Annotated in this window: 20 protein-coding genes and 2 pseudogenes; 19 read left to right on the top strand and 3 right to left on the bottom strand. The window is 62.0% G+C overall.

Annotated elements, in window-relative coordinates; all coding sequences use genetic code 11:
• Positions 1–24: 24 nt before the first annotated feature.
• On the bottom strand, positions 25–729 hold the full coding sequence (locus KXC42_RS26525) for a PIG-L deacetylase family protein (RefSeq protein ID WP_219130670.1): 705 nt from the start codon (positions 727–729) through the stop codon (positions 25–27).
• A 392-nt stretch (positions 730–1,121) separates the two neighbouring features.
• On the opposite strand from KXC42_RS26525, the gene KXC42_RS26520 reads away from it, so the two are divergent.
• The 13 genes from KXC42_RS26520 to KXC42_RS26460 all read left to right on the top strand — a co-directional run bounded on the left by KXC42_RS26520 (position 1,122) and on the right by KXC42_RS26460 (position 15,987).
• Positions 1,122–1,628, top strand: coding sequence for a MarR family winged helix-turn-helix transcriptional regulator (locus tag KXC42_RS26520; RefSeq protein WP_219130669.1), 507 nt, complete (start codon positions 1,122–1,124; stop codon positions 1,626–1,628).
• Positions 1,629–1,705: 77 nt separating this feature from the next.
• A complete protein-coding gene (locus KXC42_RS26515; RefSeq protein WP_219130668.1) occupies positions 1,706–2,251 on the top strand; it encodes an SRPBCC family protein in 546 nt (181 codons plus the stop codon).
• Between the two features lie 51 nt (positions 2,252–2,302).
• Positions 2,303–3,796 carry an FAD/NAD(P)-binding protein gene (locus KXC42_RS26510; protein WP_219130667.1) on the top strand — a complete coding sequence of 498 codons (1,494 nt, stop codon included), beginning with the start codon at positions 2,303–2,305 and terminating at the stop codon, positions 3,794–3,796.
• The gene (locus tag KXC42_RS26505; RefSeq protein ID WP_219130666.1) at positions 3,786–4,592 is read left to right on the top strand and encodes a class II aldolase/adducin family protein; all 807 of its coding nucleotides are present in this window, start codon (positions 3,786–3,788) and stop codon (positions 4,590–4,592) included. Before KXC42_RS26510 ends, KXC42_RS26505 begins: the two co-directional genes overlap by 11 nt.
• Positions 4,593–4,726: 134 nt before the next feature.
• Positions 4,727–5,497 (top strand): pyridoxamine 5'-phosphate oxidase family protein, encoded by a 771-nt coding sequence (locus KXC42_RS26500; protein WP_219130665.1) that lies wholly within the window; start codon positions 4,727–4,729, stop codon positions 5,495–5,497.
• Positions 5,494–6,702: an acyl-CoA dehydrogenase family protein gene (locus KXC42_RS26495; protein ID WP_219130664.1), complete on the top strand. Its 1,209-nt coding sequence runs from the start codon at positions 5,494–5,496 to the stop codon at positions 6,700–6,702. Before KXC42_RS26500 ends, KXC42_RS26495 begins: the two co-directional genes overlap by 4 nt.
• Complete coding sequence (locus tag KXC42_RS26490) at positions 6,699–7,898, top strand: acyl-CoA dehydrogenase family protein (RefSeq protein WP_219130663.1); 1,200 nt, start codon at positions 6,699–6,701, stop codon at positions 7,896–7,898. The genes KXC42_RS26495 and KXC42_RS26490 overlap by 4 nt, the downstream gene beginning before the upstream one ends.
• A gap of 400 nt (positions 7,899–8,298) precedes the next feature.
• Positions 8,299–9,537 (top strand): PEP-utilizing enzyme, encoded by a 1,239-nt coding sequence (locus KXC42_RS26485; protein WP_257606259.1) that lies wholly within the window; start codon positions 8,299–8,301, stop codon positions 9,535–9,537.
• Positions 9,534–10,787, top strand: coding sequence for an acyl-CoA dehydrogenase family protein (locus KXC42_RS26480; protein WP_219130661.1), 1,254 nt, complete (start codon positions 9,534–9,536; stop codon positions 10,785–10,787). Before KXC42_RS26485 ends, KXC42_RS26480 begins: the two co-directional genes overlap by 4 nt.
• Positions 10,780–12,951, top strand: a complete 2,172-nt coding sequence (locus KXC42_RS26475) for an AMP-binding protein (protein ID WP_219130660.1) — start codon at positions 10,780–10,782, stop codon at positions 12,949–12,951. Before KXC42_RS26480 ends, KXC42_RS26475 begins: the two co-directional genes overlap by 8 nt.
• Entirely contained in the window at positions 12,948–14,339 is a 1,392-nt protein-coding gene (locus tag KXC42_RS26470; RefSeq protein ID WP_219130659.1) for a pyruvate, phosphate dikinase, read from the top strand. The genes KXC42_RS26475 and KXC42_RS26470 overlap by 4 nt, the downstream gene beginning before the upstream one ends.
• A gap of 42 nt (positions 14,340–14,381) precedes the next feature.
• Entirely contained in the window at positions 14,382–15,302 is a 921-nt protein-coding gene (locus KXC42_RS26465) for an NAD(P)/FAD-dependent oxidoreductase (RefSeq protein ID WP_219130658.1), read from the top strand.
• Positions 15,303–15,381: 79 nt separating this feature from the next.
• Complete coding sequence (locus tag KXC42_RS26460; RefSeq protein WP_219130657.1) at positions 15,382–15,987, top strand: DsbA family protein; 606 nt, start codon at positions 15,382–15,384, stop codon at positions 15,985–15,987.
• Positions 15,988–16,088: 101 nt separating this feature from the next.
• On the opposite strand, the pseudogene KXC42_RS26455 reads toward KXC42_RS26460, so the two are convergent.
• Positions 16,089–16,406 (bottom strand): annotated as a pseudogene (locus KXC42_RS26455) (integrase core domain-containing protein); the annotation flags it as partial.
• A gap of 111 nt (positions 16,407–16,517) precedes the next feature.
• On the opposite strand from KXC42_RS26455, the gene KXC42_RS26450 reads away from it, so the two are divergent.
• The 4 genes and pseudogenes from KXC42_RS26450 to KXC42_RS26435 all read left to right on the top strand — a co-directional run bounded on the left by KXC42_RS26450 (position 16,518) and on the right by KXC42_RS26435 (position 22,849).
• Positions 16,518–17,147 (top strand): hypothetical protein, encoded by a 630-nt coding sequence (locus tag KXC42_RS26450; RefSeq protein WP_257606258.1) that lies wholly within the window; start codon positions 16,518–16,520, stop codon positions 17,145–17,147.
• 503 nt (positions 17,148–17,650) lie between these two features.
• On the top strand, positions 17,651–19,111 hold the full coding sequence (gene ltrA / locus KXC42_RS26445; protein ID WP_219129438.1) for a group II intron reverse transcriptase/maturase: 1,461 nt from the start codon (positions 17,651–17,653) through the stop codon (positions 19,109–19,111).
• A gap of 116 nt (positions 19,112–19,227) precedes the next feature.
• Positions 19,228–19,707: pseudogene (locus tag KXC42_RS26440) on the top strand (IS1634 family transposase); the annotation flags it as partial.
• Positions 19,708–19,834: 127 nt separating this feature from the next.
• Positions 19,835–22,849 carry a Tn3 family transposase gene (locus KXC42_RS26435; protein ID WP_219130629.1) on the top strand — a complete coding sequence of 1,005 codons (3,015 nt, stop codon included), beginning with the start codon at positions 19,835–19,837 and terminating at the stop codon, positions 22,847–22,849.
• Positions 22,850–22,872: 23 nt separating this feature from the next.
• Here the strand turns inward: KXC42_RS26435 and KXC42_RS26430 are convergent, their stop codons facing one another.
• The gene (locus KXC42_RS26430; protein ID WP_006554624.1) at positions 22,873–23,541 is read right to left on the bottom strand and encodes a TetR/AcrR family transcriptional regulator; all 669 of its coding nucleotides are present in this window, start codon (positions 23,539–23,541) and stop codon (positions 22,873–22,875) included.
• 129 nt (positions 23,542–23,670) lie between these two features.
• On the opposite strand from KXC42_RS26430, the gene KXC42_RS26425 reads away from it, so the two are divergent.
• Both KXC42_RS26425 and KXC42_RS26420 read left to right on the top strand, forming a co-directional pair.
• Positions 23,671–25,242, top strand: coding sequence for an MFS transporter (locus tag KXC42_RS26425; protein WP_039583601.1), 1,572 nt, complete (start codon positions 23,671–23,673; stop codon positions 25,240–25,242).
• Between the two features lie 12 nt (positions 25,243–25,254).
• Complete coding sequence (locus KXC42_RS26420) at positions 25,255–25,536, top strand: universal stress protein (RefSeq protein WP_225623914.1); 282 nt, start codon at positions 25,255–25,257, stop codon at positions 25,534–25,536.
• Positions 25,537–25,602: the final 66 nt, after the last annotated feature.

Below are 25,602 nucleotides of genomic sequence, written 5' to 3'. Positions count from 1 at the left end.
AAGTCGTGCGTCACTCCATACCGTCTAGAGCATCTCTAGCGCAACACCTAGTCTGCCGTTGAAGTCGGGCGCCACTGCCTCATGGAACTTCCGCAGCATTGACTCCGCAGATTCGCTTGTCGTTCCGAGAGTCGCGAGATAGGTGCGATGTGCAAGTAAGGAACGGACCCCTTGATTGAAGTAGTCCTCACTATCCACCGCGTGCGTCGCGATTGGCGACCCGAGCAACGCCATGTACTTCACACCCGACCAAGGCTCCTCATCAAGATCTCGGAAGACCCAGCGGTTAGCTGCGTCTCGCACCGCGTCAATCGCCGCTTGGCCAACGGCACGATGGTCGGCCATGTTGAGCATGCCGTTCCCGCTCATCTCCCGATGGTTGCCGATAAGAACAAAGTCCGGCTTCTTGCGTCGGATCACGCGCGCGATCTCTTTTCGAAGTCGCAGTCCGTACTCGATCATCCCATCAGGATGGTCGAGGAACTCGACGTCACCTACTCCAACCTCGCTGGCAGCGTCGATCTGCTCTCGCATCCTCAACTCCATGCACTGCTCTGGAGACATCGAATCGAGGCCCGCTTCGCCGCGGCTTGCCAGCAAGTAGGACACCTCCTTGCCCTGCGAAGTCCATCGCGCGATGGGCGACGCGCCGGGATACTCGACATCGTCTGGATGCGCGACTACAACGAGGGCGCGGTTCCAATCCTCTGGAAACTCAATAAGGTTCACGTGTAACTCATATCACGCTCGGGTTCTACAGTCGCACAGTAACTTCCGGAAGCCCGCGTCATCCGCAACCGAGCCGCCCGTCGGAGCTGAGGCAGGCCGTTTCATCGCGCAGACCATCGATCGCACCCAAGTGGGGCGTGCGATGTGACGCCTGATTGGTGGAACGCGTGCTGGGGCCGTAGCCATCGGGCGGCTGCTCGCTGTGCAAGTTACCACAGCGCGTCGCGTGGAAGGTTGGATGCACCAGACGAGTCGCGTTGCAGCACGTAGAGTTCCGACGATGGGGCGTCGGCTCCGCGCCTCAACGTTCTTTAGCCGGGTTCACTTCCTCTACCCGACGGGTCCCGCTACACTGGTCCCAGTTTGTTCACTGGTTAACAAAGTTGGTGGCGATGACAGCGGAATCACTTCGTACACGCACTCGCGAGCTCTGGGGCGAGCGCAACTCTGGATTGGACACATCCGCGATGGAAGTGGTGGCCCAGGTCAAGCGCATCTCGGCCGTGCTCGACCGTTCTGTCGAGTCGATCTACCAGGGGGCCGAACTCACTGCCGCCGAGGTGGAGCTTCTGGTTCCCCTGCGGTACGCGGAGGAGCCGATCACGGCGATACGGCTTGCTGAGCGCCTCGGAATGTCCCGGGCTGGGGTCAGCAAGGCGCTGGCAAAGCTTGAGAGGCGGGGGCTCATTGCGCGAGAACAGAATCCGTCCGACCGTCGCTCCGCCCTGATAAGCATGACGGGCGCGGGAGAAGTCACGATCGATGATGTGTTCCCACGTGAACTCGACGCTCATGCAAAGCTGTTTGCCGGCCTCGGGGACTGTCGAAGCAGGGTGTTGGAGGCACTCGTCTGCCTAGCTGAAACTATGGAATCGTACGTAGACGATTCAACTCAGTGAGCAAAACCAATGTGTCGCGCGTACCGTCACTCATCGCTAAATCATCTCCTGGATCATCTCGGAAAGGACGCTGCTTGATGCTGTCGGAAGAACTTCTCTCCACGACGTGGGTAATTAGCGAGTCAATGTTGATAGATGCCGCGCCTGAGGATGTCTATGACCTTGTCAGTGACATCACTCGCACGAACGAATGGTCACCCGAGTGCACCGGGGGGGAATGGGCAACCTGGCCCGAAGCGCAGGTTGGATCTCGTTTCCTCGGGTACAACGACGACCATGGGATGCGTTGGACAAGTGAATCCGAAGTTATCAAGGCGAGCCGCCCGGCGGAATTCTCCTTCTCTGTCATGCGATTCCGCGTGGGAGGTCCGGGTGAGGACAGCGAGTTCGGTGAGAGCTCTCAACTAGGTGACATGACCTGGAGTTTCAGGATCGAGCCGAAAGGTGCCGGGTGTGTCCTCACACAGACTCATTCGATGCACACGATAAGCGTCTTCTTCAGGGCGTTGCTCGAAACTGTGGAAGATCCTGGACAACACCTCGCAGAGAGGGAGGATCAGCTCGCGCGAGCTATGCGGTCGACCCTTCGGAACATCAAGTCCATCGCCGAGGCTGCCGAGTAGGCGCCTTCAAATGCTGTAAGTCCGCGTCGCGGAAATGTATTCGGGGGGGAAATGATGAAGATAGGCCTAGTTGGCGGAGGGGCATCGGCAGTCTGCTTCATTGACGCGCTGGTGCAGTCCAATGAGGCGCCTGGAAGCTTGACCATCTTTGATCCGGCAGATCGGTTATGGAGGGGGAGACCGTATCGGGATGATCTGGTCTCGGTTCGGCTCAACTCGCGAGCAGATGACATGTCTGTCCGACTCGGGGACGACGCACACTTTCAGCGGTGGTTGAGAGCACAAGGCAATTGCGCAGAATTTCTTCCACGCGGCGTCTACGGCGACTACCTTGCAGCAACGGCGGAGACAGACATTGCTGAGCTCCGCAGGATCGGCTGGCAGGTTGAGATCGTGCACCAAGCGGTGGTAGGCGCGTTTCGTGTGGGGCGAGAACTTGTGCTCTATACCGACGATGGGCTGCACAAACCGGTTGATCACACCATCCTCGCGGTGGGCGGAGGGCCGCCGAGTGACTGCTACGGCCTTGCCGGTGAGCATCGCTTCATTAGCGATCCATTTCCGCTCCGTGAGAGTTTGTCGGTGATCGGTTCGGACGATTCGGTGGCGGTTCTAGGGAGCGGCCTGACGGCCGTCGACGTTGTACTTGGACTCGATGCGATTGGCCACCAAGGCCGGGTGTCGATGGTCTCCCGTTCCGGAGCGTTGCCAGCGGTACGTCAGCAACCAATCGATTTCGAGCCCACACATCTTCTGGCAGCCAGTATTCACTCGCTCGCGCACGGGACCGGCGGTATCTCGTTTTCGCAGATCGTGGATCTAATCGATCATGAGCTCTCAGACATGCATGCCGACTTGTTTGAAGTAATCGGCGAAGTTGCGGCAGTGGCCCACGAGCCTATCGCTCAGAGGTTGCGGCGACAACTGGAAGCGGTTGAATCATCGAAGATCGCGATGAGAATTCTGCAAAAGGCCCTGCCGATGGCAGGCCCGGATCTATGGCCCCTGCTAGCCGACGACTTGCGGCAGAAGATTCTAGGTCGCTACAAGCGAATGTTCATGAGTCTGTGCTGCCCAATGCCGCCCAGCAGTGCGCAGGCTCTCCTGGGGCTGATGGCATCCGGTCGGCTGGATGTAGTCGACCGGATTGAATCGGTAGAGCCGGCATCCGGAGGCTACCTGATATCCGCTGGTGGAACCGGATACTTCGTCGACCACGTAATTAACGGGGTCGCTGCACCCGCGCACCGTATTCCCCCGCAAGCTAAGCGTCTAGTCGAGTCTCTGTACGACGAGGGTCTCGCAGTCCCGCACCAAGATGGTGGGCTTTGCGTGCAGTTCGGAAGTAGTTTGTGCAATGGTGTTCGAAGGGGAGGGGAGAGCAGCCATATACCTGGCGTATACGCGCTCGGCGATATAGCGGCAGGGACATTCTTTTTCACCTTCGGTATCACGTCGATAGTCGACAGATGTCGAGACATTCTGGGTGATATCGTCGCGCGTCATTCGGAGAAGCACGAAGGAAAGCGAAGTCATGCGTCATAGCAGGGGGACATCGTCGGCGCATCTAGCGGACACGGCTACGGGTCTGCCGATACCGGCTACACACCGATTTGATTCAATAGAAGATGAGCGCGCACAAAGAAAGTGTCGACTCGCTGGCGCAATGCGACTGTTCGGGAAGTACGGGTTCGCTGAGGGTATATCAGGGCATATATCTGTTCGGGACCCCGGGGAGCGGGATCGCTTCTGGGTCAACCCCTTTGGGATTCCGTTCAGTCGGGTGACGGTTGGCGACCTCATCTGTGTGGATGCGGACGGCGTCGTGGTCGCTGGTGGCGACCACTCGGTGAACCCGAGCGCATTCGCCGTCCATTCCGAGATCCATAAGCGGGGATTCGATGGTATCGCGCACGGGCACACGGTAAGTAGTCGCGCGCTGGGAGCCCTCGGCCTCATGCTCGAGCCCGTAGACCAGGAGTCCGCCGCCTTTTACGACAACCAATCGTTCTACAGCGCCTACAACGGGCCGGCCGTGAGCGTCGAGCATGGTCGCGACATTGCCGATGCGCTCGGTGAACGCAACGCCATTCTCTTGCGTCACCATGGACTCCTCACCGCGGGAAGGTCGTTGGAGGAAGCTGTTCACTGGTTCTTTACGTTCGAAAGCTGCGCCAAGGTCCAACTGCTGGCCCGCGCTGCCGGACCGATGGAGGTCATGAGTGGAGAGCAGGCTGAGCTCGCGAAGGCGGGTTTCGGAGACAGGGACCTCGCGGAGTTCGCATTTCAGGTGTTGTGGGAAGAGATCGTTCACGAGCAGCCGGATCTCCTCGACGAATGAGGCCTACGAAGGCGGTCCATGAGGGCGAGCAAGCTGTCCAGAGGAGGGTTGGCGAGGGCGGACCGGATCGAGGGTCACCGATGTTCGGGCCGACGTTGGGATCTGGAGTTGCTGACTTCATACGAAGGCAGCGCATGATTGTGATTGGTGGTCCTGACACGGATGGTGATGTTTGGGCCTCGATGCTGACCGGTCCTTCAGGTTTCGCGGATTCGATTGACGACAGAACAATCGTTTTCAATGCTTCACTCGCAGTTGGAGATCCGCTCCATGGTGCCTATGCGTTGAACCAGCCCGTAGGCACTCTGGCGCTCGATACATCGCAGGTCCGACGCATCCGCGTCAACGGCGTCATGCACCGATCCGGGCAATCGCTGGTCCTGCGAACCGAACAGGTCTTACGAAACTGTCCGAAGTACATTCAGACGCGCGAAATAGTCGACGAGCAGCCGTGCGAGCCGAGTGTTGAGGTAGGCACATCCTTGTCCGCGGCCCAGCAACGATGGATCGAGGCTGCCGATACCTTCTTTGTCGCGACCCACTCACCGCGTCACGGGGCGGACGTAAGCCATCGGGGGGGAGCGCCCGGCTTCGTGACGGCAGATGTCGACAGGCTCAGCTGGCCCGACTACGTCGGCAACTCGTTCTACATGACGTTCGGCAACCTGGAGCTCAACGATCGTAGCGGGGTCTGCTTTCTCGACTGGGAAAGCGGACACATGCTCCAGATATCCGGAACAGCAGAGGTTGATTGGAAAGACCGAGAGGCACCGGGAGCGCAACGAAAGGTCCTTTTCCAGGTAGAGCGCGTGGTGTACACACGCGACGCCATCCCATTGCGGTGGAGGCTAGTCAGCTATTCCAAGTTCAACCCAGACTCAGTACAGAAGGAGTTCGATCAGTGACCAGCACTGAAATCCGAGAGGTTGGCTGTGTGCCGAACACTGCAGCTGAAATTCTAAGTGCCGTCCAAGGGCTTGCTCCCTCCTTGCGCGCACGGTCTATCGAGATCGAAGAGGCCCGGCGGCTACCAGCAGATATCGTCGAGATGCTCCGCGCGGCGGGCGTATTCCGCATGGGATTCAGTGCGGAGTTCGGAGGCCCGAATCTGACGTCGATGGAGCAGACACGGGTACTGGAGGAGCTAGCCCGCGCCGATGCATCGGTGGGCTGGTGCGGAATGATCGGAATGGACAGTGGCCTGTACTCGGCGTACCTGACGCCGGACGCGGTCCGAGAGCTATTCCCAACTCCCGACACCATCACTGGCGGCATGGTTCAGCCGAATGGGCGCGCGGAGCGTGTGCCTGGCGGCTACATGCTCACCGGAAGGTACAGCATGGGAAGCGGTATCACTCATGCCGATCGCATTTCAGCGGGAGCGCTGACATGTACTGACGGCCGAGTCGATATCAACCCGACCGGAAACCCGAATTGGATTGTCGCCGTTCTCGCGCCCGAGGACGTCAAGATGATCGACACGTGGAACAGCACTGGTCTCGCAGGTAGTGGGAGTATTCACTACGAAGTGAACGGAGTATTTGTCCCCGAGCAGCACGTTTTCAACTTTAGCCGCCCGAAGAGCCGCTCTGGTCCACTATCTGCGCCGGATGCTCTGATGCGGAAGATGCCGGGAGTGCCGCTCGGCACGGCACGTGCCGCGTTGGACTACGCGCGTGCCGTAATTTCCGAAAAGACGAATAGCCAGACTGGACAGGCATGGAAGGACCACTACCGGGCCCAGTTTGTTCTTGGTCAGTGCGAGATGGACTACCTCACCATCCGCCACGCCGTTTACGGCAGTTTGGAACACAAGTGGCAATTGCTCAAAGGGGATGCTGCCTATCCTGATTTGACCCCGGACGAGCGCGTGGGGTCGGTTCTGATTGCGCTAAAGGCATTCAGGGAGTCTCTGTCAATCGTGCGCCGACTCTACGATTTGCTCGCTACTGCCTCCATCTATAAGCCTTCGCTTCTCGACCGGAGCATGCGAGATCTCACCACCATGTGCCAGCACGTAATGGCGCAGGACGTCATTGTGCAATCCGCCGGTGCACACTTCCTCGGCGGAGAGCCGGGCTTTCCTTTCGCTCTGGGCATCACCGAATGAGCCTCGAGCCTGAAGTGTTGTCCACGCCGAACACGTTTTCCGACATATATAACGCGGTTTCCGAGCTCCGACCTACTCTACGCAGCTACTCGCAAGAGATAGAACAGACCAGGCGTCTTCCGCGTGAAGTAGTGGAGCTTGTGAGAAGTGCTGGCGTGTTCAGGATGGGATTTGAACAAGAACACGGTGGACCCGGCCTTACTGCCGCGCAACAAACCGAAGTCCTTGCCGAACTGTCATATGCTGATGCGTCAATCGGTTGGTGCGCGATGGTCGGGATCGACTCGGGGCTGTTCGCCAACTACCTGCGGGATGATGCGGTGAGCCGCATGTTTCCGTCGCTCGACGTCTCTGCGGCCGGGATGCTCGCACCACGAGGTCAGGCGGAACGGGTCGACGACGGCTTCATCCTGAGTGGCCGGTGGACCTTCGGCAGCGGCATCTCCCACGCCGACTGGGTTTTCGCAGGTGCCCACATCACTGAGAATGGGGAGATCAACCGACACTCGGACGGGCGTCCGGAGTGGCGCGTACTAATGCTCCGTCCAGAAGATGTCTCGTTGGCCGACAACTGGTACTCCACCGGACTGGCGGGGACATCGAGCATGGACTTCTCGGTTGACCAAGTCTTTGTACCCGGGTACGCGACGTTCTCCTTCCGGGAACCCAATGCGGAGTCAGGGCCGCTGTCCACGGCGGATCTGCAGATGCGCAAGATGCCGGGCGTGCCATTGGGGGTTGCGCGTGCCGCGTTGGACTACTTCCGTGAGATCGCGGCAGAGAAGGTCAACAGTGCGACGGGCCGTCGGTGGGCGGACGACTACCGGATTCAGTATTCGCTCGGCCACTGCGAGATGCAGTACATCTCAATGCGTCACGGTGTCTACAGCACGCTTGAGGAGCGGTGGAACCGGCTCGAGGCCGGCGCGGTTCTTGCGGATCTGAGCCCGGATGAACGTATCGCCACCGCGCTGGCACGAACAAACGCATTTCGGACGGCGAGGGACATCGTTCGGCGGCTATACGATCTGCTTGCTTCGACGTCGATCTACAAGCCCTCGCCTATGGACCGGTGGCTGAGGGATCTCGAGACCATGTGCCAGCATTTCATGGCCCAGGATCAGATCATTCAGTCGGCCGGCGCCTACTTGATCGGGGGGCGTCCAGAGAACCCCTTAGTACTCGGGATCGTCTAGAAAAGGATGTCTGGCGTTGCTGAATGTCGAACCGCCGAATAGTGCACTTCACGCGAAATCTGGGCCCGGAACGTTTTGGAGTACGACTAATGTCGGAGAAGCCTTCCCCGGAGTAGTAACTCCTCTTAGCTGGTCTCTATGTGGACCATCGGTGGAGGTGGGAATTCGAGATGCTTACGCACGTATTGGCGCGTTGCCGAGACGGGAGGTCCGGGTACCTGAGAAAGTCGAGGACCGGTTGATCTCGGTGTTCCACGGCCGAGGCGCATTGAACGTGAACTTCTTCTGTCGAATGGGTGCTCACCTGCCTGGTGCTCAACCTGATGCGATTGCGCGGCAGTTTCTGGGGGAGCTTCCTGACGGAATCCCGACCAAGAACTCCTACCGAAGACTACCGATTGTGGCTGTCAAAACAATATATACACAGGCGACAGTTAAGAATGACATTCTCCGTCGAACCGACCCGGTGTTTCCCTGGTGGCAGAAGGAAATAGGTCGGGTAGCCACGCTCGATTTCGCCGAAGCGAATTACCAGTTCGGAGTAGCACGAGGCATCTTCACAGAGATGCTCCGCATTCAGGCAGCGGGCTTGTTCGTAGCTGTCCAGGGAGTCTACGACCGGCTTCTGCACCTCTTCGAACAGGTGAACCTAGACGACCAGACCGCGAACACGATTCTTGCAGGTCAAGGATCACACGTGGAGACCACCATGATCGTGGATCTCTGGAGGCTCGCTCACGGAGAGATTACGATGGACGAATTCATCAGGCGTCACGGATACCACGGCCCACTTGAAGGAGAGGTTTCTAGCACTGTCTGGCGGGAGGATCCTGAGCCGGTTTTGCGTCTTGCGAGGCGATACGCGACGGTCGACGAAGATCCGCGAGCAGGAGCACACAGCCGGCAGCTCGCGCGCAAGGATGCCGAGCGGGCACTGATCGGCACGTTGCCGCGAACCCAGCGAGGGTATGCACGGATGCTGTTGAATGCTGCGGTCTCGCGTATCCCATTGCGGGGGGTCGCAAAAGCAGCCTTCCTGCAAGCACTGGATGTTGCTCGAGGCACGGCCCGTGCGATGGGCGGACACCTCGCTGAACGCGGCGTGCTCGCCTCGCCCGAGGATGTCTTCTACCTCACCGCAGACGAGCTCCAACACGCTTCCACAAGCTCGGACTTCCAAGGCCTCGTCGAAGAACGCCGCGCACAGCGCGCGCAGTTCGAATCCGCGGTCCTTCCCTCACATTGGCAAGGAACTCCGGTTCCAATCTCAGCCGCGCCACCAGTGACGGCTGATTCTGCGGTTCGCGGAATCGGTGCGAGCGGGGGCGTAGCGGAGGGCACAGTACGTGTTGTCACTGATCCGGCAGGTGCGGACATCGAGCCCGGCGAGATCGTAGTGTGCGAGAGCACTGACCCGAGCTGGGCGTCGGCGCTCTTCCTCTCCTCTGCGCTCGTTGTGGACATCGGTGGGCTCCTCAGCCATGCCGCGGTAGTTGCGCGTGAGATCGGGGTTCCGTGCGTCGTCGGGACGTCGAACGGAACGCGTGCACTTCGTACGGGTGACCGGGTTTTGGTCAATGGCAATACTGGGACCGTTGAGGTTATTCATAGGCACGACACGAAGGGCATCACAGTATGACCACTCTTCAGAATCGTTCGGACGTGAAACCAGGCGATCACGCAGTTCCGAACACATTTGACGAAATAATGTCGGCGGCGCACGGCATGGTGCCAGAACTGCGAAGGCGATCCGAGGAGATTGAGGAATCAAATCGACTTCCGGCGAATATCGTAGAGAAACTGAGAGCTGCGGGGATCTTCCGCATGGGATTTCCGGAAAAATTCGGAGGTCCGGGTTTGAACTCCGTGCAGCAGATTCAGATCGTTGAAACGATTTCATACGGGGATGCCTCGACTGGCTGGTGTGCAATGGTCGGCATGGATGCAGGCATGTATCAGTTGTCTGACGCCGCCGTTGACGAGATGTTCACAAATCTGGACGTTGTCGTGGCCGGCATGCTTCTACCTGCCGGGCGGGCGGAGCGGGTTTCAGGAGGCTATCGACTCACTGGCGAATGGAGAATGGCTAGCGGACTGCACCACGCTGACTGGACTGCTTCGGGGGCATTCGTCTTTGATCCAGACGGTACTCCGATGCTAGACGAGGATGGAAGCCCCACCTGGCGGATCTTCCTCGTACCACCCGACGAAGTCTCACCGATTGAGAACTGGCACTCAACCGGGCTGTCGGGAAGCGGTAGTGTCGATTACAAGATCGATAGTGCCTTCGTCCCAGAGGCACACACATTCAGTCTCACTGACCCAACTCGAGCTGGTGCACTTGGAGCATCGGACGCACTAATGCGAAAGATGCCGGGCGTTGCGTTGGGGGTTGCGCGTGCCGCGTTGGACTACTTCCGTGAGATCGCGGCAGAGAAGGTCAACAGTGCGACGGGCCGTCGGTGGGCGGACGACTACCGGATTCAGTATTCGCTCGGCCACTGCGAGATGCAGTACATCTCAATGCGTCACGGTGTCTACAGCACGCTTGAGGAGCGGTGGAACCGGCTCGAGGCCGGCGCGGTTCTTGCGGATCTGAGCCCGGATGAACGTATCGCCACCGCGCTGGCACGAACAAACGCATTTCGGACGGCGAGGGACATCGTTCGGCGGCTATACGATCTGCTTGCTTCGACGTCGATCTACAAGCCCTCGCCTATGGACCGGTGGCTGAGGGATCTCGAGACCATGTGCCAGCACGTGATGGCACAGGACAAGGTAATCCAGTCCTGTGGAGCACATCTCCTCGGTGGTACGCCGGAGTTTCCCCTTGTCCTCGGACTCGAACGCTCATCCTCGCAGCGGCAGAAGGCCACTGGCCATGATTGAGACCTCGCACGTGACCAGCGCTGAACTTGTAGGCGAGCCTATCGGCCCACTGGCCTATCCCTCCTTGCCCAGCCTTCTCTTCAGGGCTGCGGCGATGCCCGACGCGGGCCAAATTGTGCATATCGCCCCGAATGGCGAGATCGAGCGCTATTCGTATTCTGACCTCCTGGACGACGCGCGTAGAATTCTGAGTGGTCTACGATTCAGAGGAATCAAGGAACTCGACAGAGTGGTGCTCCAAATACGTGAGCCCCGTGATCTATTGGCGACATTCTGGGCGTGTCAGCTCGGCGGGATGGTCCCTGTTCCCGCGAGCGCCAATCCGCCCGAGAATAGCGGCCTGTCATCAAAAGGTCTTCTTGAGTCCGTTCTGAAGATCGTAGATACGGATTGGTCGATCACGAACGTTGGCGCTGTTCGCTCAGATAGGCTGGAGACCGAATTCGCTATTTCATCTCCATCGGAACCCGCCGCATTGTTGCTGACTTCTGGTAGCACGGGGCTACCGAAGGCAGTAAGCCTGACGCACCACAACATCGTTAGTCGATGTGAGGGGACGGCCCGGGCGCGAGACTTGACCAAGCGGAACCGCACATTCAACTGGATGCCACTCGACCATGTCGGTGGCCTGGTGATGTTCCACATCCGCGACGTATTCCTAGCCTGCCATCAGGTGCATGCGGACATGCGATGGGTGCTTGACGATCCGCTACGTTGGCTGGACGTCATCAGCGAACACCGTTGTGACACTACATGGGCGTCGAACTTCGCATTTGGGCTGGTGGTAGGCCGCCGAGTGGAAGTCCGCCAGCGTTCGTGGGACCTGACACAGTTGAAGTACATCATGAACGGGGGCGAACCCGTAAAGCCTCGCGTCGCTCAGCAGTTTCTCGATGTTCTCGCACCATTTGGGCTTCCGCCAACGGCGATTCACCCCGGATGGGGGATGTCCGAGACCTCCTCAGGGGTCGTCGACACCGTGTTTGTCCCAGGACCAATTGGCGACTTCGAGAGATTCACTCCCTTGGGCCGCCCACACCCCGGCGTCCGCGTGAGAATTGTCGACGAATCCGGAACAATGGTGGGTGAACGGGAAATAGGCCGACTCCAGGTCGCCGGCGACCCCGTCAGCTCAGGCTACTTCGGTAACGATCGCCAGAACAAACTCTCCTTTACCTCCGATGGCTGGTTCAAGACTGGAGATCTGGCATTCATCGTGGACGGGCAGTTGACTGTAACTGGTCGGGTCGACGACATCATTGAGTCTGATGGAGTCGCGTTCTATGGACACGAGATCGAGGCAGCCGTTGAAGAGCTTCAATTCGTCGAGCCATCTTTCACGGTCGTCTGCCTGGTCGCCGCCGAATTGACAATCGTCTACTGTCCGCGTTCACGTGGAGCGGTCGCCGCTGAGGCGGATGAAATTCGCCGCCATGTGTTGAAATTGTTTGGTTTGACTGTGAAGGAAGTCAGGGCAATGGAGAAGTCCTATATCCCGAAGACGGGTATCGGGAAGCTCAAGCGTGCTCAGTTGGCGTTGCAGCTGGAGCATTCGTCGGACGCGATGGACCTGTGCGTCCTGCAAGCGATTCGACTAAAAGGCCGCCCAATGTTGCACGACGTAGTAGCTGCAATCGCGGATGATGCGGATACCGTGATTGCGGCCCTCGTCGCGCGCGGACTGTGCGGTGAGACAGACGGAAGGTACTCGCTCACGGCGGCTGGGCGGGACAGGCTAACGGATCTGCTCAGGCAAGAGCGGACGCGTATCGATCAGTCGCGTATCCTCAACCTATACAAGAGTTTTGATGTGTACAACACTGAACTCAAACAAATTGTTACTAATTGGCAGCTGACAGATGGATTGGCCCCCAACAGTCATGAAGACAAGCAGTATGACGCTGCAGTGATCTTGCGGCTGGAGGACCTTCACGCCACCTCATTGCCTCTGTTGGGGGAATTCGTCGAACTGGCGCCTCGGCTCCATCCATACCTCGTTCGACTCGACGCAGCCTTAACACGAATCCAGGCAGGAGATCATCGCTGGCTTGCCGGGCCTCTCATCGATAGTTTCCACACTGTCTGGTTTGAATTCCACGAAGAGCTCATCGGCCTAGCCGGCCGGACTCGCACTGACGAGGCCAAAGCGGGGCGTGCTGTATGACCGGTGCGGTACTCCTGGACGGTAACACCGGTCTGGGTCGAGAGATGTTGGGTAACAAGGCATATGGCATCGACCGCATGGTCCGACTCGGCCTGCCGGTGCCGCCCGCATTTGTCGTGACAACTCAGATGCGGTCAGTCGACGGGGTGTGGCAGCGCGTGGTCGCGCTTGTGCACGAGCTTGAGGAACTCACCGGGCGCACATTTGGGTCCGGCCCGAACCCACTCCTGCTCGCTGTCCGATCAGGTGCGGCGCTCAGCATGCCGGGGATGATGGACACGATTCTCAACGTCGGAATCACTAACGAAGTCGAGGACGCGCTCTCGGATGCGAGCCTGGACTTCGCAGCCGATGTCGTACGGCGCTTCAACGATCAGTTCCGTAAGAGTACCGGTCAACCCGCGCCTACTGATCCTTGGAAGCAGCTGCGGATGTCGGTGGATGCCGTAGTCGGATCGTGGTCTTCTGCGCGTGCCGTGGACTACCGGCGCAGGCGTGGCTTAACGGATCTTGCCGGCACCTCAGTCACGATCCAATCCATGGTTTTCGGCAACCGCGGAAGCCGTTCGGGAACAGGTGTGCTCTTCACAAGGAACCCGCTAGACGGAGGCCCGCAGCTATACGGTGAGTGGTTGGGGAATGCGCAAGGTGAGGATGTCGTCTCAGGCCGCCGAAGCGCACGCCCTCTCGAGGAATTGCGACGCGAGCTTCCCTCAGTCTATGAGCAGTTGAGTGGCGCTTCGCGGACCTTAGAGGCCGACCGGAAAGAGGTCCAAGACATCGAGTTCACGGTCGAGTCGGGGGAACTCTGGTTGTTGCAGACCCGGACGGCAAAGATATCGCCGGAGGCCGCTGTTCGGCATGCCGTAGGGCTCGCCAACGATGGCATCATCAGTACAGCTACCGCTGTCGCTCGTGTCACCGCTGACCAGATCGCGGCGGTACGGAAGCCTTGGCTCGAGACGACCGGCGCGGTAATCCTTGCGAGGGGCACGCCGGCCTCGCCGGGGTTTGGCGTGGGCGTCGCTGTCCCCCAGACAATTGAGACGGAGCAACCTATTGCCAGCACCAGCGCGGGGTTCGTGCTGACCCGTCCGACTACTGACCCCAACGACGTTCACATGATGTCGATGTCGAACGGAGTGGTGACTGAGCATGGTGGTTCAACTTCGCATGCCGCAGTTGTGTGCCGCGAGATGTCCGTCCCCTGCGTTGTTGGATGCGGTGAGGGCACAGTTGACGCTCTCTCTGGTCGAATGGTCACTGTAGATGGTTACCGCGGAATCATCTACGAAGGCTCTCTGCCGATCAGGCCTGCCGTAGATGACGATGATCCCGATTTGATTGCACTGCGTAGTTGGGCGAGTAGCTCGCCAGTCGTCAAATGAAGGCCGAGGAGAGTGCCCCCGCTAATGAAAGAGGTTGGGATCATGCGTGATGCGGTTATCGTCGGCGGCGGCGCTGCCGGGTTGAGTGCGGCGCTGCTATTGGCGAGGGCGAGAAGGAAGGTAACTCTAATCGATGAGGGGCGGCAGCGTAATGCCCCCTCCGCTCATTCGCATGGACTACTCACTCGCGACGGATTTTCTCCAGCAGATATCGTCAATGTTGGCGCGACAGACGTTGTTCGGTACGGTGGAGAAATTATGTACGCCGGAGTGGACTCAATATCCAGAGCACCCGACGACGCATTCGAGGTTGAGCTGAATGATGGACGGGTCATCCGCGCTCGGGCGGTTCTGGTGGCAACGGGTCTTACCGATGTACTTCCAGAACTGCAGGGTGTGGCTGAGAGGTGGGGGATTGATGTTATCCATTGCCCGTATTGCCATGGCTTCGAGCTATCTGATCAACCCATCGCTGTTGTCGGCGGCGAGAATAGGCCGTTTACGCTGCATCAAGCATCACTCATCCGACTATGGTCGGATGACGTTATCTTCTTTCCAAACGCAATCGAACTAACTCCTGACGAAGCGGCCAATCTCAACGCGTGGGGAGTGAAGGTCGAGCTTGGAAAAGTGTCGCAAATCGCACCGTGTGCTCCCGATGGTGTCCTGGCCGTCACCATGGAAGATGGGCGCTCATTTTCGCGGCAAGCGGTATTTATCGGCCCCAAATTTGTTCCGAATGACAAGCTGCTACGCGTACTGGGTTGCACCTCGGGCGCGACGGATTGGGTTGAAGTTGATTCGGAGGGGCGGACCATCATCGATGGCGTGTGGGCGGCAGGTAATGTTATTAGCTCGTCAGCCCAGATCGTGAATGCCGCCAGCCAAGGCGCCACCGCGGCGATCAGTATCAACCACTACCTGCTTGCGCGCGATATCCAAGCTGCAAAGGTCGCGTGCTAACAACGCAAACGTGGCTGCACCAGTCTACTTCGCTGCAATCAACCGAACGATCTTGACTCTTGATATGTAAGGGAAATCGATGACTGACCGTGTCCAATTCTGGTTTGACCCTGTGAGTCCGTGGTGCTGGGTGACTTCTCGCTGGATTACTAATGTCGCGTCTGTTCGAGATATCGACTTGTCATTTCACGTAATGAGTCTCGCGGTTCTGAATGAAGGGAAGGTTCTTCCCGGCAAAGTGCAGTCGATCGTTGATGGTTCTTGGCCCTATCTGCGCGTTCTTATGGCTGCAGGTGAACGAGAAGGATCTGATGCGGTTCGAAGGCTCTACGCCGCCTTAGGCGAGAAGATCCATCGGGACCACTCCGCGGTATCCGCGGACAAGATCATCGCCGAGTCGCTGCACGAATGCGGCCTCGACGCCGACCTCCTACGTGCCGCAACGTCCCGCGACTACGATGCCGCTATTCGAGAATCGCACATGCGCCGTAGTGACGAAACGGAATCGGCATCAGGTGCGCCGACGATCAGAATCAATGGAGAATCCTTCTTCGGCCCTGCTCTCTCGCGTATCCCGGACCCTGAGGAGTCAGGAAAGCTTTTTGACGCCGTCGTGAATTGTCTTTCATATCCATATTTCTTCGAGATGCAACGACCCCGGGCAGAAGGCCCCGTCTTCGAATAGTCGACAGCCTGTGAGGGTGTCTTGAGCGTGAACTATTTCGGGATACCGTGCGGAGAGGTAGCGGTCTATGGGCAACGGGCGGCGCGGATGGGCCCCTCGTACTAGGTGTACTGCCCAGGGACGTTGGTCAAGCGGCTGAAGGGAACGTTCCTGCCGATCGCGGAGTGTTGCCGGTGGTGATTGTAGGTGTGCAGCCATCCCGGCAACGCCGTCCGTCGGGCCTGTTCTGACGGGTAGTGCCGGGCAAACGCCCATTCAGCGGCCATAGTGCGGTGGAAACGTTCGATCTTGCCGTTCGTCTGTGGCCGGTAGGGGCGGGTGCGCTTCGCCTTGATTCCCAGCTCGGTGCAGGTTTGCTTCCACAGTGTCGAGCGGTAGCAGCTACCGTTATCGGACAGAACCCGTTCGACGGTGACGCCACCTGACTTGCACAAGTTGAGGAGGATTCCCGGGTTCTCCGAGCATTTCCGCTGGTAGCGGGATCGCGGGTTGTCGATTTGGGGCACTAAACGGTCGGTAGGATCTGGCGGGTGGCGGCGTACATTCGCAAAGTTCGGACCGCGTCGGGAGCGACGGCGGTGCAGATCGCGGTCAAGCAGGGCGGTCGCCGGACGATTGTCGAGCATGTCGGTTCGGCCCACACCGACAGCGAGTTGGCCGCGTTGATGCAGCTGGCCCGTGGCAAGCTCCACGCCGGCCAGGAAGAACTCGATCTGGGACTGGATGTGCCCGGCAACTCCGGGAAGGGACCGTCGCTGATCACCGCGAAGCGCTCGCGCTGGCTGATCGAGGCGGTCGAGACCGCCTGGCACCGGCTCGGGTTCGACGTCCTCGGCGACGAGGCTTTCTTCCAGTTGGTCCTTGCCCGAATCGTGGAGCCGACCTCGATGAGTGACACGGCCAGGGTGGTCGGCGAGATCGGCCTGACCCCGGTTCACCGCAACACCTACGCGAATGCATTGAAACGATGTGCCACAAGTGATTACCGGGATCGGGTCGCGACAAGGTGTTTCGAGCATGCCGCGGCGACCGGGGGCCTGTCCCTGGTGCTCTACGACGTGACCGTGCGCCGTGAGGCGCTTGCTGTTCGAGCGGAGGTGAGAGACCTTTGCCTTGAGCCTGGCCGTAGCCAGGAGTCTATGAAGCTGGGGGCAGCCTGACCGGGGAGACGCCCGGGAGGGTGGGAGCAGCCCTGACAAAGCCGTGTCGCGTCAGCACCGCTGGATGACGTGGGCGCGGCGAGCGATGCCGAAGAGGTATACGCGAGGAACCGGTGTCATCACCTGTCTTGACGTATAACCGCCTCTAACCCTGCGGATTTGGGGCGGGCGCGGTGAGCTGTCTGCCGGAGTGACGGGCAGGCAGACCGTCCGGGGGACGAGTTACTTTTCCCGGGCGGGGCCGGCGGCGAAGGACTACGGAGTAGTCGCCGGTGGGTGCCGCAGGCAGATAGCCGGGTGCCTCCTTCGGTGAGCGAACAGCGAGTGAACACGGGAAGGTTCTCGGATCTGCCACGACCGTGGTGCAGCCGGTGCTGCGGGGTGGCTGGGTGCGTCGTCCACCGACCGATCCGGGAGCTGGCGGAGCCGCCGTAGTACTGCGAGTCCGGGAGAGCCGGACACATCGGGAAGGGCGGCAGCGACAATGGATAGGAGGTACTGCGATGGCGCAAGACGCGTCGGTGAACTCCGGCGCCGGGCCTCGGGCGGATATCGCCCGGGATCGGGTAGCGCGGACGCAGATCAAGTATCACCGGTGGGCCAAGACCGACCGCAGTGCGCGGTTCGGGGACTTGTTCAACCTCGTGTCCCACCCGGACTATCTTCGGATGGCCTGGTCGGTGGTGGCACGCAACAAAGGAGCTCGCACTGCTGGGATCGACGGTGCGACAGTGCACCGGATCGAACAGCGCGGCGAGGTCCAGGCGTTCTTGTCCGGGATCGCCGCAAGCATCGAGGACGGCACGTATCGGCCCGCGCCGGTGCGGCGGGTGCTCATCCCCAAACCGGGCGGCAAGTCCCGCCCGTTGGGGATCCCCACCGTGACCGACCGGGTCGTGCAACAGTCGTTGAAGATGGTGCTGGAACCGATCTTCGAGGCCGACTTTCTGCCGGTCTCATACGGTTTCCGGCCGAAGCGGCGAGCCCACGATGCGGTCGCCGAGATCCATTACTACGCCCAACGCGGGTACCGGTGGGTGCTGGACGCGGACATCGAAGGATGTTTCGACCACATCGATCACCGGGCATTACTCGCACGGGTGCGGGCACGGATCACGGACAAGAAGACCGTCGCATTGGTGCGGGCGTTCCTCAAGGCCGGGGTGCTCGATGAGCTCGGCCGCCAGGGCGGCACCGATGCGGGAACGCCTCAGGGCGGGATCATTTCACCGCTGCTGGCCAACATCGCGTTGTCCGCTCTGGACGAGGCGATCATGGCTCCGTGGCAACCCGGTGGCGATCAGGCCACGCAGTGGGCTCGTCGCAAACGGGTGCGTAGCGGGATGGGCAACTGGCGGATCGTGCGCTACGCGGACGATTTCGTCATCATGACCAACGGCAGCAGAGATGACGTACTCGCCTTGAAAGAACAAGTCACCGAGGTGCTCGGCGGGATCGGACTCCGTTTGTCCGAGACCAAAACCCGCATCACGCACCTCGAGCATGGGATCGACTTCCTCGGCTTCCACCTCCAGTGGAGGCAACGACGAGGAGGCGGAAAGTGGTACTGCATGACCTTCATCGCCGACAAGGCGTTTCGATCGATCAAGCAGACCATCCGCCAGTTGACCCCACGCCGGTCTCCTCGGCCCCTGACGGCTGTGATCGTCGAGGTCAACGCGGCACTGCGTGGCTGGACCTACTATTTCCGCCACGCGCTGGCCGGGCGACGGTTTTCCTTCCTCCGGTATTTCACCTGGCGAAGGTTCGTGGCCTGGCAGCGCGAGCAGCGTCGTTGGAACTGGTCCAAGGTCAAACGATGGCTCCGCCGTTCCGACGGCAGTTGGAGACCCATCGCGACCTCGGATGCGGTCCTGTTCGATCCCACTCGAGTGCGGATCGAACGCTACTGGTACCGCGGGACGAAGATCCCCAGTCCCTACGACCCGATCATGGCTGCCTGACCGGCACCATCGTCGTGGAGAGCCCGTTGCGTTGAAAGGCGCACGGCGGGTTCGGCGGGAGGCCCGGGGAAACGGAGCAGCAGCAATGCCGCCACCGCGCCCCGGGTCCACCCAACACCCTGCATTTCGAAGCTGAGAAGGAAGACGAGCTCCGCAAGGTCGGGTACTCGAAAGAACGCCGGGTCGACCCGCAGATCGTCGTCGGCCTGCTCGTGGACCGGACCGGTTTCCCACTGGAGATCGGCTGCTTTGAAGGCAACAAGGCCGAAACTCACACAATCGTGCCCATCATCCGCCAGTTCCAGGCCCGACACGACATCGCCGGGGTCGAGATGGTCGTCGCCGCCGACGCCGGCATGCTCTCTGCCGGCAACCTCGCAGACCTCGACGCCGTCGGCCTGAAGTTCATCGTCGGGTCCCGGGTCACCAAGGCCCCGGCGGATCTGGCCAACCATTTCCATTGGAATGGAGACGTTTTCGTCGATGGGCAGATCATCGACACCGTCACGCCCCGCCACGCCCGCAGCGTGGTCAACACGGCGAAAAGACGCGCCGAACCGATCTGGGATCCGGTTCGGGGTAGCCGTAGCATCCGCCGGAAATCGGGCGGATTTGGCGTATCCGACTGGTGGGCACGGGGTTTCGAGTTCGGCATGCGCTGTCGACTGGTTGGTGCTTGACTGCCGATGATGATGTTGGTCGGTGCTGGTGGAGGCTGGGGTCGTGGCGACGCGGATGTTCGCGGACGAGGAGTTGGAACGACTGCGGGGATTCCCGGAGATCAGCCGCGAGGAGCTGTTCCGGTACTTCACGCTGACGCCTGCGGATCTGGCGTTCGTGGATCCGGGCCGGGGCCGGGGCCCAGCCGAGCGGCTGGGCTTGGCGATCGCGTTGTGTACGCTGCCGTGGCTGGGATTCGTGCCGGATCGGCTGGTCACGGCTCCGCCGGTGGCGGTGGCTCGTGTCGCCGAGCAGTTGCGGTTGGATCCGGTGGTGATCGGTGCCTACGGCAGGCGAGCCAAGACCCGCACCGAACATGTGCGCCTGGCCGCGCGGTACCTGGGATGGCGTGCGGTCGGTGCGCTCGAGTTCAAGGAGCTCGATGAGTTCCTGCTCGCGCGGGCGATGGAGCACGATTCCCCGACTCTGCTGTTCCGGCTGGCGTGTGAGTATCTGATCTCGGCGAAGGTGATCCGGCCAGGCCCGGTCACCGTGGTCGAGCGGGTCGCCCACGCCCGCCACCAGGCCCAGACCGAAACCTATGACCGGCTCGCTCACGAGTTCACTGCGGCGCGGTGCGCGGAGTTGGACGGCTTGCTTGTCACCGACGCTTCGCTGGGGATCTCGCGGTTGCGGTGGCTGTCGACCGGGCCGGTGGAGGCCTCGGCGGCCGCGGTCCGCGCCGAGGTCGACAAGCTGGGTTTCCTGCGCGGGTTGGGCGCTGATCGGCTGGATATGTCGGTGCTGCCCGCCGAGCGGCGCCGGTTTTTGGCCACGATGGGCCGGCGCCTGAGTCCGCAAGCGCTGCAACGTCGGGATCCGCAACGCCGGTATCCGATCCTGCTCACGGTGCTGGCCCAGTCCGGCACCGATGTCCTCGATGAGGTCGTGGCGTTGTTCGATCAGGCGATCTCGGTGAAATTCGGTGCTGCCGAACGGAAGATGCAGCAGCGGCTGGCCGAACGAGGAAAGACTGGAGAGGACCGTCAGGCGCTGCTGGACGATCTGTTGGAAATCGTCACCGACCCCGGCGTTCCGGATGAGGAGATCGGTGCGCTGATCCGCGGCGAGAAGATCGGGTGGGAGCGCCTGCGCGCGGCGATCGCCCAGGCCAAGCCCAGGTTGCCGCGTGATCACGGGCATCTGGCGGCGTTGGATTCCTCCTACAACTACCTGCGTCAGTTCACCCCCGCGGTGCTCGAAGCGGTGCGCTTCTGCGGCGGTACCGCCGCGACCGAGTTGCTGATCGCGGTGAACATGCTGCGCGAGTTGAACGCGACCGGGCGGCGCAAGGTCTTCGATGACGCCCCGACCGGGTTCGTGCCGATGAAGTGGCGCGGCTACCTCGACGAGGCCCGCAAATCCGGCAGCGCGACCGCGTATCGGCACTACTGGGAGTTGTGTGTGCTGCTCGGATTGCGTGACGGGTTGCGCAGCGGGGATGTGTTCGTGCCGGGCTCGCGCCGTTACGCCGACCCGGCCGCCTACCTGCTCACCACCGGGCAGTGGGAACCGCAACGCGTTGAGTTCTGCGGCCTGGTCGGGCGATCCGCCGATCCCGGCGTCGCGCTGGCCACCGTGGTCGCCGAACTGCACGACGCTCTCGGTGAGCTGGAGGAGGTGCTGGCCGGCGGGGACGGCCCGGTCCGGCTGGACGAGGGCGGGGATCTGGTGATCTCGCCGCTGAGCGCGGAAGATGTTCCCGCCGAGGCGATCACGCTCAAGGCCGAGCTGACCGAAATGCTGCCGTTCGCGCCGATCGTGTCGCTGCTGATCGAGCTGGACAAACGCACCGGCTACCTGGACTGCTTCACCCACGCCGGCGGTCAGGCCACCCGGACGCCGGAGCTCAAACGCAACCTGATCGCGGTACTGCTGGCGCACTCGACGAACCTGGGGTTGACCCGGATGGCCGAGGCGTGCGGAATCACCTACGACATCCTGGCCTGGACCGACGAGTGGTATGTGCGCGAGGAGACCCTGCGCGCGGCCAACCTGGTACTGGTCGGCTACCACCAGCGGCTGCCGCTGACCGCGGTGTTCGGCGCCGGAACACTGTCGTCGAGCGACGGGCAGCGTTTCCCGACGCGCGGTAAGTCGACCACGGCGCGGCCGTTGAGCCGCTATTTCGCCAGCGAGGGCCTGTCGACCTACACCCATGTCAGCGACACCCACGCCACCTACGGCACCAAGGTCATCGTGGCGACCAAACGCGAAGCCCACTACGTGCTCGATGAGATCCTGGGCAACGCCACCGATCTGCCGATCACCGAGCACGCCACCGACACCCACGGGGTCACCCTGGTCAACTTCGGGTTGTTCGACCTGCTCGGGATGCAGCTCTCGCCACGGATCCGGGATCTGGGGCGGATCACCCTGTACCGGCCGGGCCCGCGCGCCGAGGCCGAGGCCCGGTTCCCGCACGCGGGCCCGCTGATGACCCGCAAGGCCAACCTGGGTTTGATCGCCGAGCACTGGGACGATCTGCTGCGGTTGGCCGGATCGCTGAAGTTCGGGCACGCCACCGCGTCGCTGTTGGTCGGCAAGCTGTCGGCGTCGGGGCGGCAGAACACCCTGGCCGCGGCGCTCAAGGAGTACGGGGCGCTGCGGCGCACCATTTACGCCGCGAGATACCTCTCCGATCCGGACTACCGGCGCAAGATCTCGCGGCAGCTCAACAAGGGCGAGTCGCTGCACGCGCTGCGCCGCGACCTGCTCTATGCCCATGAGGGGATGATCCGGGCGCGCCACCTCGAGGACCAGACCGAGCAGGCCTGGTGCCTGACCTTGACGACCAACGCTGTGATCGCCTGGACCACAGAGTATTACGGGTTCGCTGTCGAGCAGATGCGCCGGACCGGGCAGCGTATCGATGACGAGGTCCTGGCCCACATCAGCCCGGCGCACAGCGCCAACATCAACTTCTTCGGCGCGATCGAAGTCGACATCGACGCCGAACTCGCCGCCCTCGGCCCGACGGGCTACCGGCCGCTGCGGGTGCGCGACACCTTGTTCTGACCGCGCGGAACCGGGGCCCGTGGTTACGGCGTGGCGATGTCGATAGCGGTGTCTGCTGGCGTGGGTGTTCGGTGGGCGGTGAGGAAGTTGTCGACGAGCCGGGTGCAGTCGTCGTGGTCGATGCTGCGTAATCCGGTGAGACGGGCGAACACGATCGGGCCGAGGAGTTCGATGATGGCGAAGGTGGTGTCGAGCTCGCCGAGCATCGCGCGGGCCTCGGGACTGGTGAGGATCTGGTCGAACGGGTGGCGGTACTGCTCGATGACGCGCGCGCGCAGCGAGGTGACCGCGGCCGGGTCGGGGTGGTCCTCGCCGATGGAACCCATCGCCAGCCAGGCCAGGGTGGTCATCTGCACCGGAGCCTGTTCGATGAGGTCGGCCTGGCTGGCGAGCAGCGCCAGGAGCCGCTCACGCACGGGCCCGGTGCCGGTCGGTGTGTCGACCTGGGGAAGTAGTCGTTCGAAAGTCGCCGCGAGCAGCTGGGTGGTGCTGCCGAAGTGCCGGTAGAGGGTGGCGCGGGCGACCTTCGACACGCGGGTGACCGCCTCGACGGTGACCGCCTCGACACCGCCGGTGGACAGCAGATGGGTGGCCGCGTCGAGCAACCGGTTGCGTGAGCGCGCCAGTCGCGGATCGGCCTGCTCGTCGTCCGCGGCGAGCGGGTCGGTCGCCGCCGGGCCTGGGTCGGTCATGGACGCGCCTTCCTCCGAATTCGTGTCGTTGAACTCTTGATATGGGTGAACTCTATCCCACCCCCCAACCACTATGATACGAATGGTCTCGTACAGATACCGTTGGTCTTCAAAGTCGGGGAGGTGCCGGTGGCCACACCCGGAACGGACACTGTCGAGATCGCCCGCTGGACCAGGGCCCAGTGGTGGATGCTGGCGGTGTCGTGCCTGGCGGTGGCGCTGGTGGTCGCGGCGATGGCGGCGTTGTATTCGGCGTTGCCGCAGATCGCGCTTGCGACCGGGGCCACCCAAGCCCAGCTGACCTGGATCGTCGACGGCTACACGCTGGTGCTGGCGTGTCTGGTGCTGCCCGCCGGCGCCGTCGGTGACCGTTACGGGCGCCGCGTGGTGCTGGTGGTGGGGTTGGTGGTGTTCGCCGCCGCCTCGGCGCTGCCGCTGCTGCTGTCCGACCCGGCCTGGTTGATCGCGACGCGCGCGCTGGCCGGGGCAGGCGCCGCGCTGGTGATGCCCTCGACGCTGTCGATCCTCACTGCAGGGTTCGCCCCCGCTCATCGCGGCCGGGCGGTGGGGATATGGGCCGGGGTCGCCGGATCCGGGGCGATACTGGGGATTCTCGGTGCCGGGGTGCTGCTCGAACGATGGTCGTGGCTATCGGTGTTCGTAGGGTTGACCGTGGCCGGGGCGGTGCTGGCGGGGTTGGCGTGCACCATCGCCGAGTCCCGCCAGCGCGAGCATCCGCAGGTGGACTGGGTGGGCGCGGTGGCGGTGGCGGTCGCTGTCGCGGCGATCGTGTTCGCCGTGATCGAGTTCCCCGCGCGCGGCTGGGCCGACCCGCTCGTCGCCGCCGCCGCCGGGGTCGGCGTGGCCGCGACGGCGGCCTTCGTGGTCGTCGAGCTGCGCTCGGCGGCGCCGCTGCTGGATGTGCGGTTGTTCGCCCGCCGTGGTTTCGGTGCCGGGTCGCTGTCGGTGACCATCCAGTTCCTGGTCACCTTCGGGGTATTCCTGCTGCTTGTGCAGTACCTGCAGCTGGTCTTCGGTTACGGGCCGCTGGCCTCGGCGCTGGCGTTGGCGCCGATGGTGGTGCCGCTGGTCGTGATCTCGGTGATCGCGCCGTGGCTGTCGAGCCTGGTCGGGTTACGGGTGATGACCGTGGCCGGCCTGCTCACCATCGCCGCCGGGCTGGTGCTGGTGAGCCGGCTGACACTCGCCGCGCACTACCTCGACCTGCTGTGGCCGCTGCTGATCATGAGCGCGGGCCTGGGATTGTGCACCGCGCCGGCGACCTATGCCATCGTCGCCGACACCCCCGAGGCCAAACACGGGGTCGCCGCCGCGGTCAACGACGCCGCCCGCGAGATCGGCGCCGCGATCGGGATCGCCGTGGCCGGCAGCGTGCTGGCCGCCGGCTACACCCACCGCATCCAGCCCGCCCTGCCCCAGTTGCCCGAGCCCGCCCGCGGCCCGGTCGCCGATTCCCTGGCCGCGGCGCTGCAGGTCGCCGACCAGGCCGGACCGGTGGCCGCACCGCTGGCCGAGTTCGCCAAGGCCGCGTTCGTGCACGGCAGCGGCCAGGCCGCGCTCGCCCTGGCCGCCCTCACCACCGTCGGGGCGATCGTGCTGGCAGTACTGGCCCCCGGCCGCGCACCACGCCGCCGATACATCTCGACCATTTCCCCCGCAAAACACGCTCCCTTCTCGTGAAAGACGCCCGTCATGACGGCCTATCGCACGATCATCGTCGACACCGACGGATCCGACCGCTCCTACCGTGTGGTCGACCACGCCGCCGAACTCGCCCACGCCACCCACGCCCGGCTCCTGATCATCTGCGCCCGCCACCCCATCGACGCACGTGAGCTCGGGGCGGACCTCGACCGGCTCGGACCCGACGCCTACCAGCTACGCGGCACCACTCCCACCGAGGCCATCCTGCGGACCGCCCACCAGCACGCCCTCACCCACAACACACCCCCACACACCGATAACACCCCCTGACCTGTTCCGTAACCGGATCGGCCACCGGAACACCACGCAGAGCCAACGTCGGCCCAGCTCACCGGT

Source organism: Rhodococcus sp. LW-XY12 (genome assembly GCF_019317345.1).
In the GTDB taxonomy this organism is placed as follows: Bacteria; Actinomycetota; Actinomycetes; order Mycobacteriales; family Mycobacteriaceae; genus Rhodococcus; species Rhodococcus pyridinivorans.
Note: the sequence above shows the minus strand (reverse complement) of the source record. Positions and strands in the feature narration are given on the sequence as shown.

Excerpts from the sequence above, each read along its gene's own strand:
- KXC42_RS26520 (WP_219130669.1), top strand. The coding sequence starts at position 1,122 with ATGACAGCGGAATCACTTCGTACACGCACTCGCGAGCTCTGGGGCGAG.
- KXC42_RS26515 (WP_219130668.1), top strand. The coding sequence starts at position 1,706 with ATGCTGTCGGAAGAACTTCTCTCCACGACGTGGGTAATTAGCGAGTCA.
- KXC42_RS26510 (WP_219130667.1), top strand. The coding sequence starts at position 2,303 with ATGATGAAGATAGGCCTAGTTGGCGGAGGGGCATCGGCAGTCTGCTTC.
- KXC42_RS26505 (WP_219130666.1), top strand. The coding sequence starts at position 3,786 with ATGCGTCATAGCAGGGGGACATCGTCGGCGCATCTAGCGGACACGGCT.
- KXC42_RS26500 (WP_219130665.1), top strand. The coding sequence starts at position 4,727 with ATGATTGTGATTGGTGGTCCTGACACGGATGGTGATGTTTGGGCCTCG.
- KXC42_RS26490 (WP_219130663.1), top strand. The coding sequence starts at position 6,699 with ATGAGCCTCGAGCCTGAAGTGTTGTCCACGCCGAACACGTTTTCCGAC.
- KXC42_RS26480 (WP_219130661.1), top strand. The coding sequence starts at position 9,534 with ATGACCACTCTTCAGAATCGTTCGGACGTGAAACCAGGCGATCACGCA.
- KXC42_RS26475 (WP_219130660.1), top strand. The coding sequence starts at position 10,780 with ATGATTGAGACCTCGCACGTGACCAGCGCTGAACTTGTAGGCGAGCCT.
- KXC42_RS26470 (WP_219130659.1), top strand. The coding sequence starts at position 12,948 with ATGACCGGTGCGGTACTCCTGGACGGTAACACCGGTCTGGGTCGAGAG.
- KXC42_RS26465 (WP_219130658.1), top strand. The coding sequence starts at position 14,382 with ATGCGTGATGCGGTTATCGTCGGCGGCGGCGCTGCCGGGTTGAGTGCG.
- KXC42_RS26460 (WP_219130657.1), top strand. The coding sequence starts at position 15,382 with ATGACTGACCGTGTCCAATTCTGGTTTGACCCTGTGAGTCCGTGGTGC.
- ltrA (WP_219129438.1), top strand. The coding sequence starts at position 17,651 with ATGGCGCAAGACGCGTCGGTGAACTCCGGCGCCGGGCCTCGGGCGGAT.
- KXC42_RS26430 (WP_006554624.1), bottom strand. The coding sequence starts at position 23,541 with ATGACCGACCCAGGCCCGGCGGCGACCGACCCGCTCGCCGCGGACGAC.
- KXC42_RS26420 (WP_225623914.1), top strand. The coding sequence starts at position 25,255 with ATGACGGCCTATCGCACGATCATCGTCGACACCGACGGATCCGACCGC.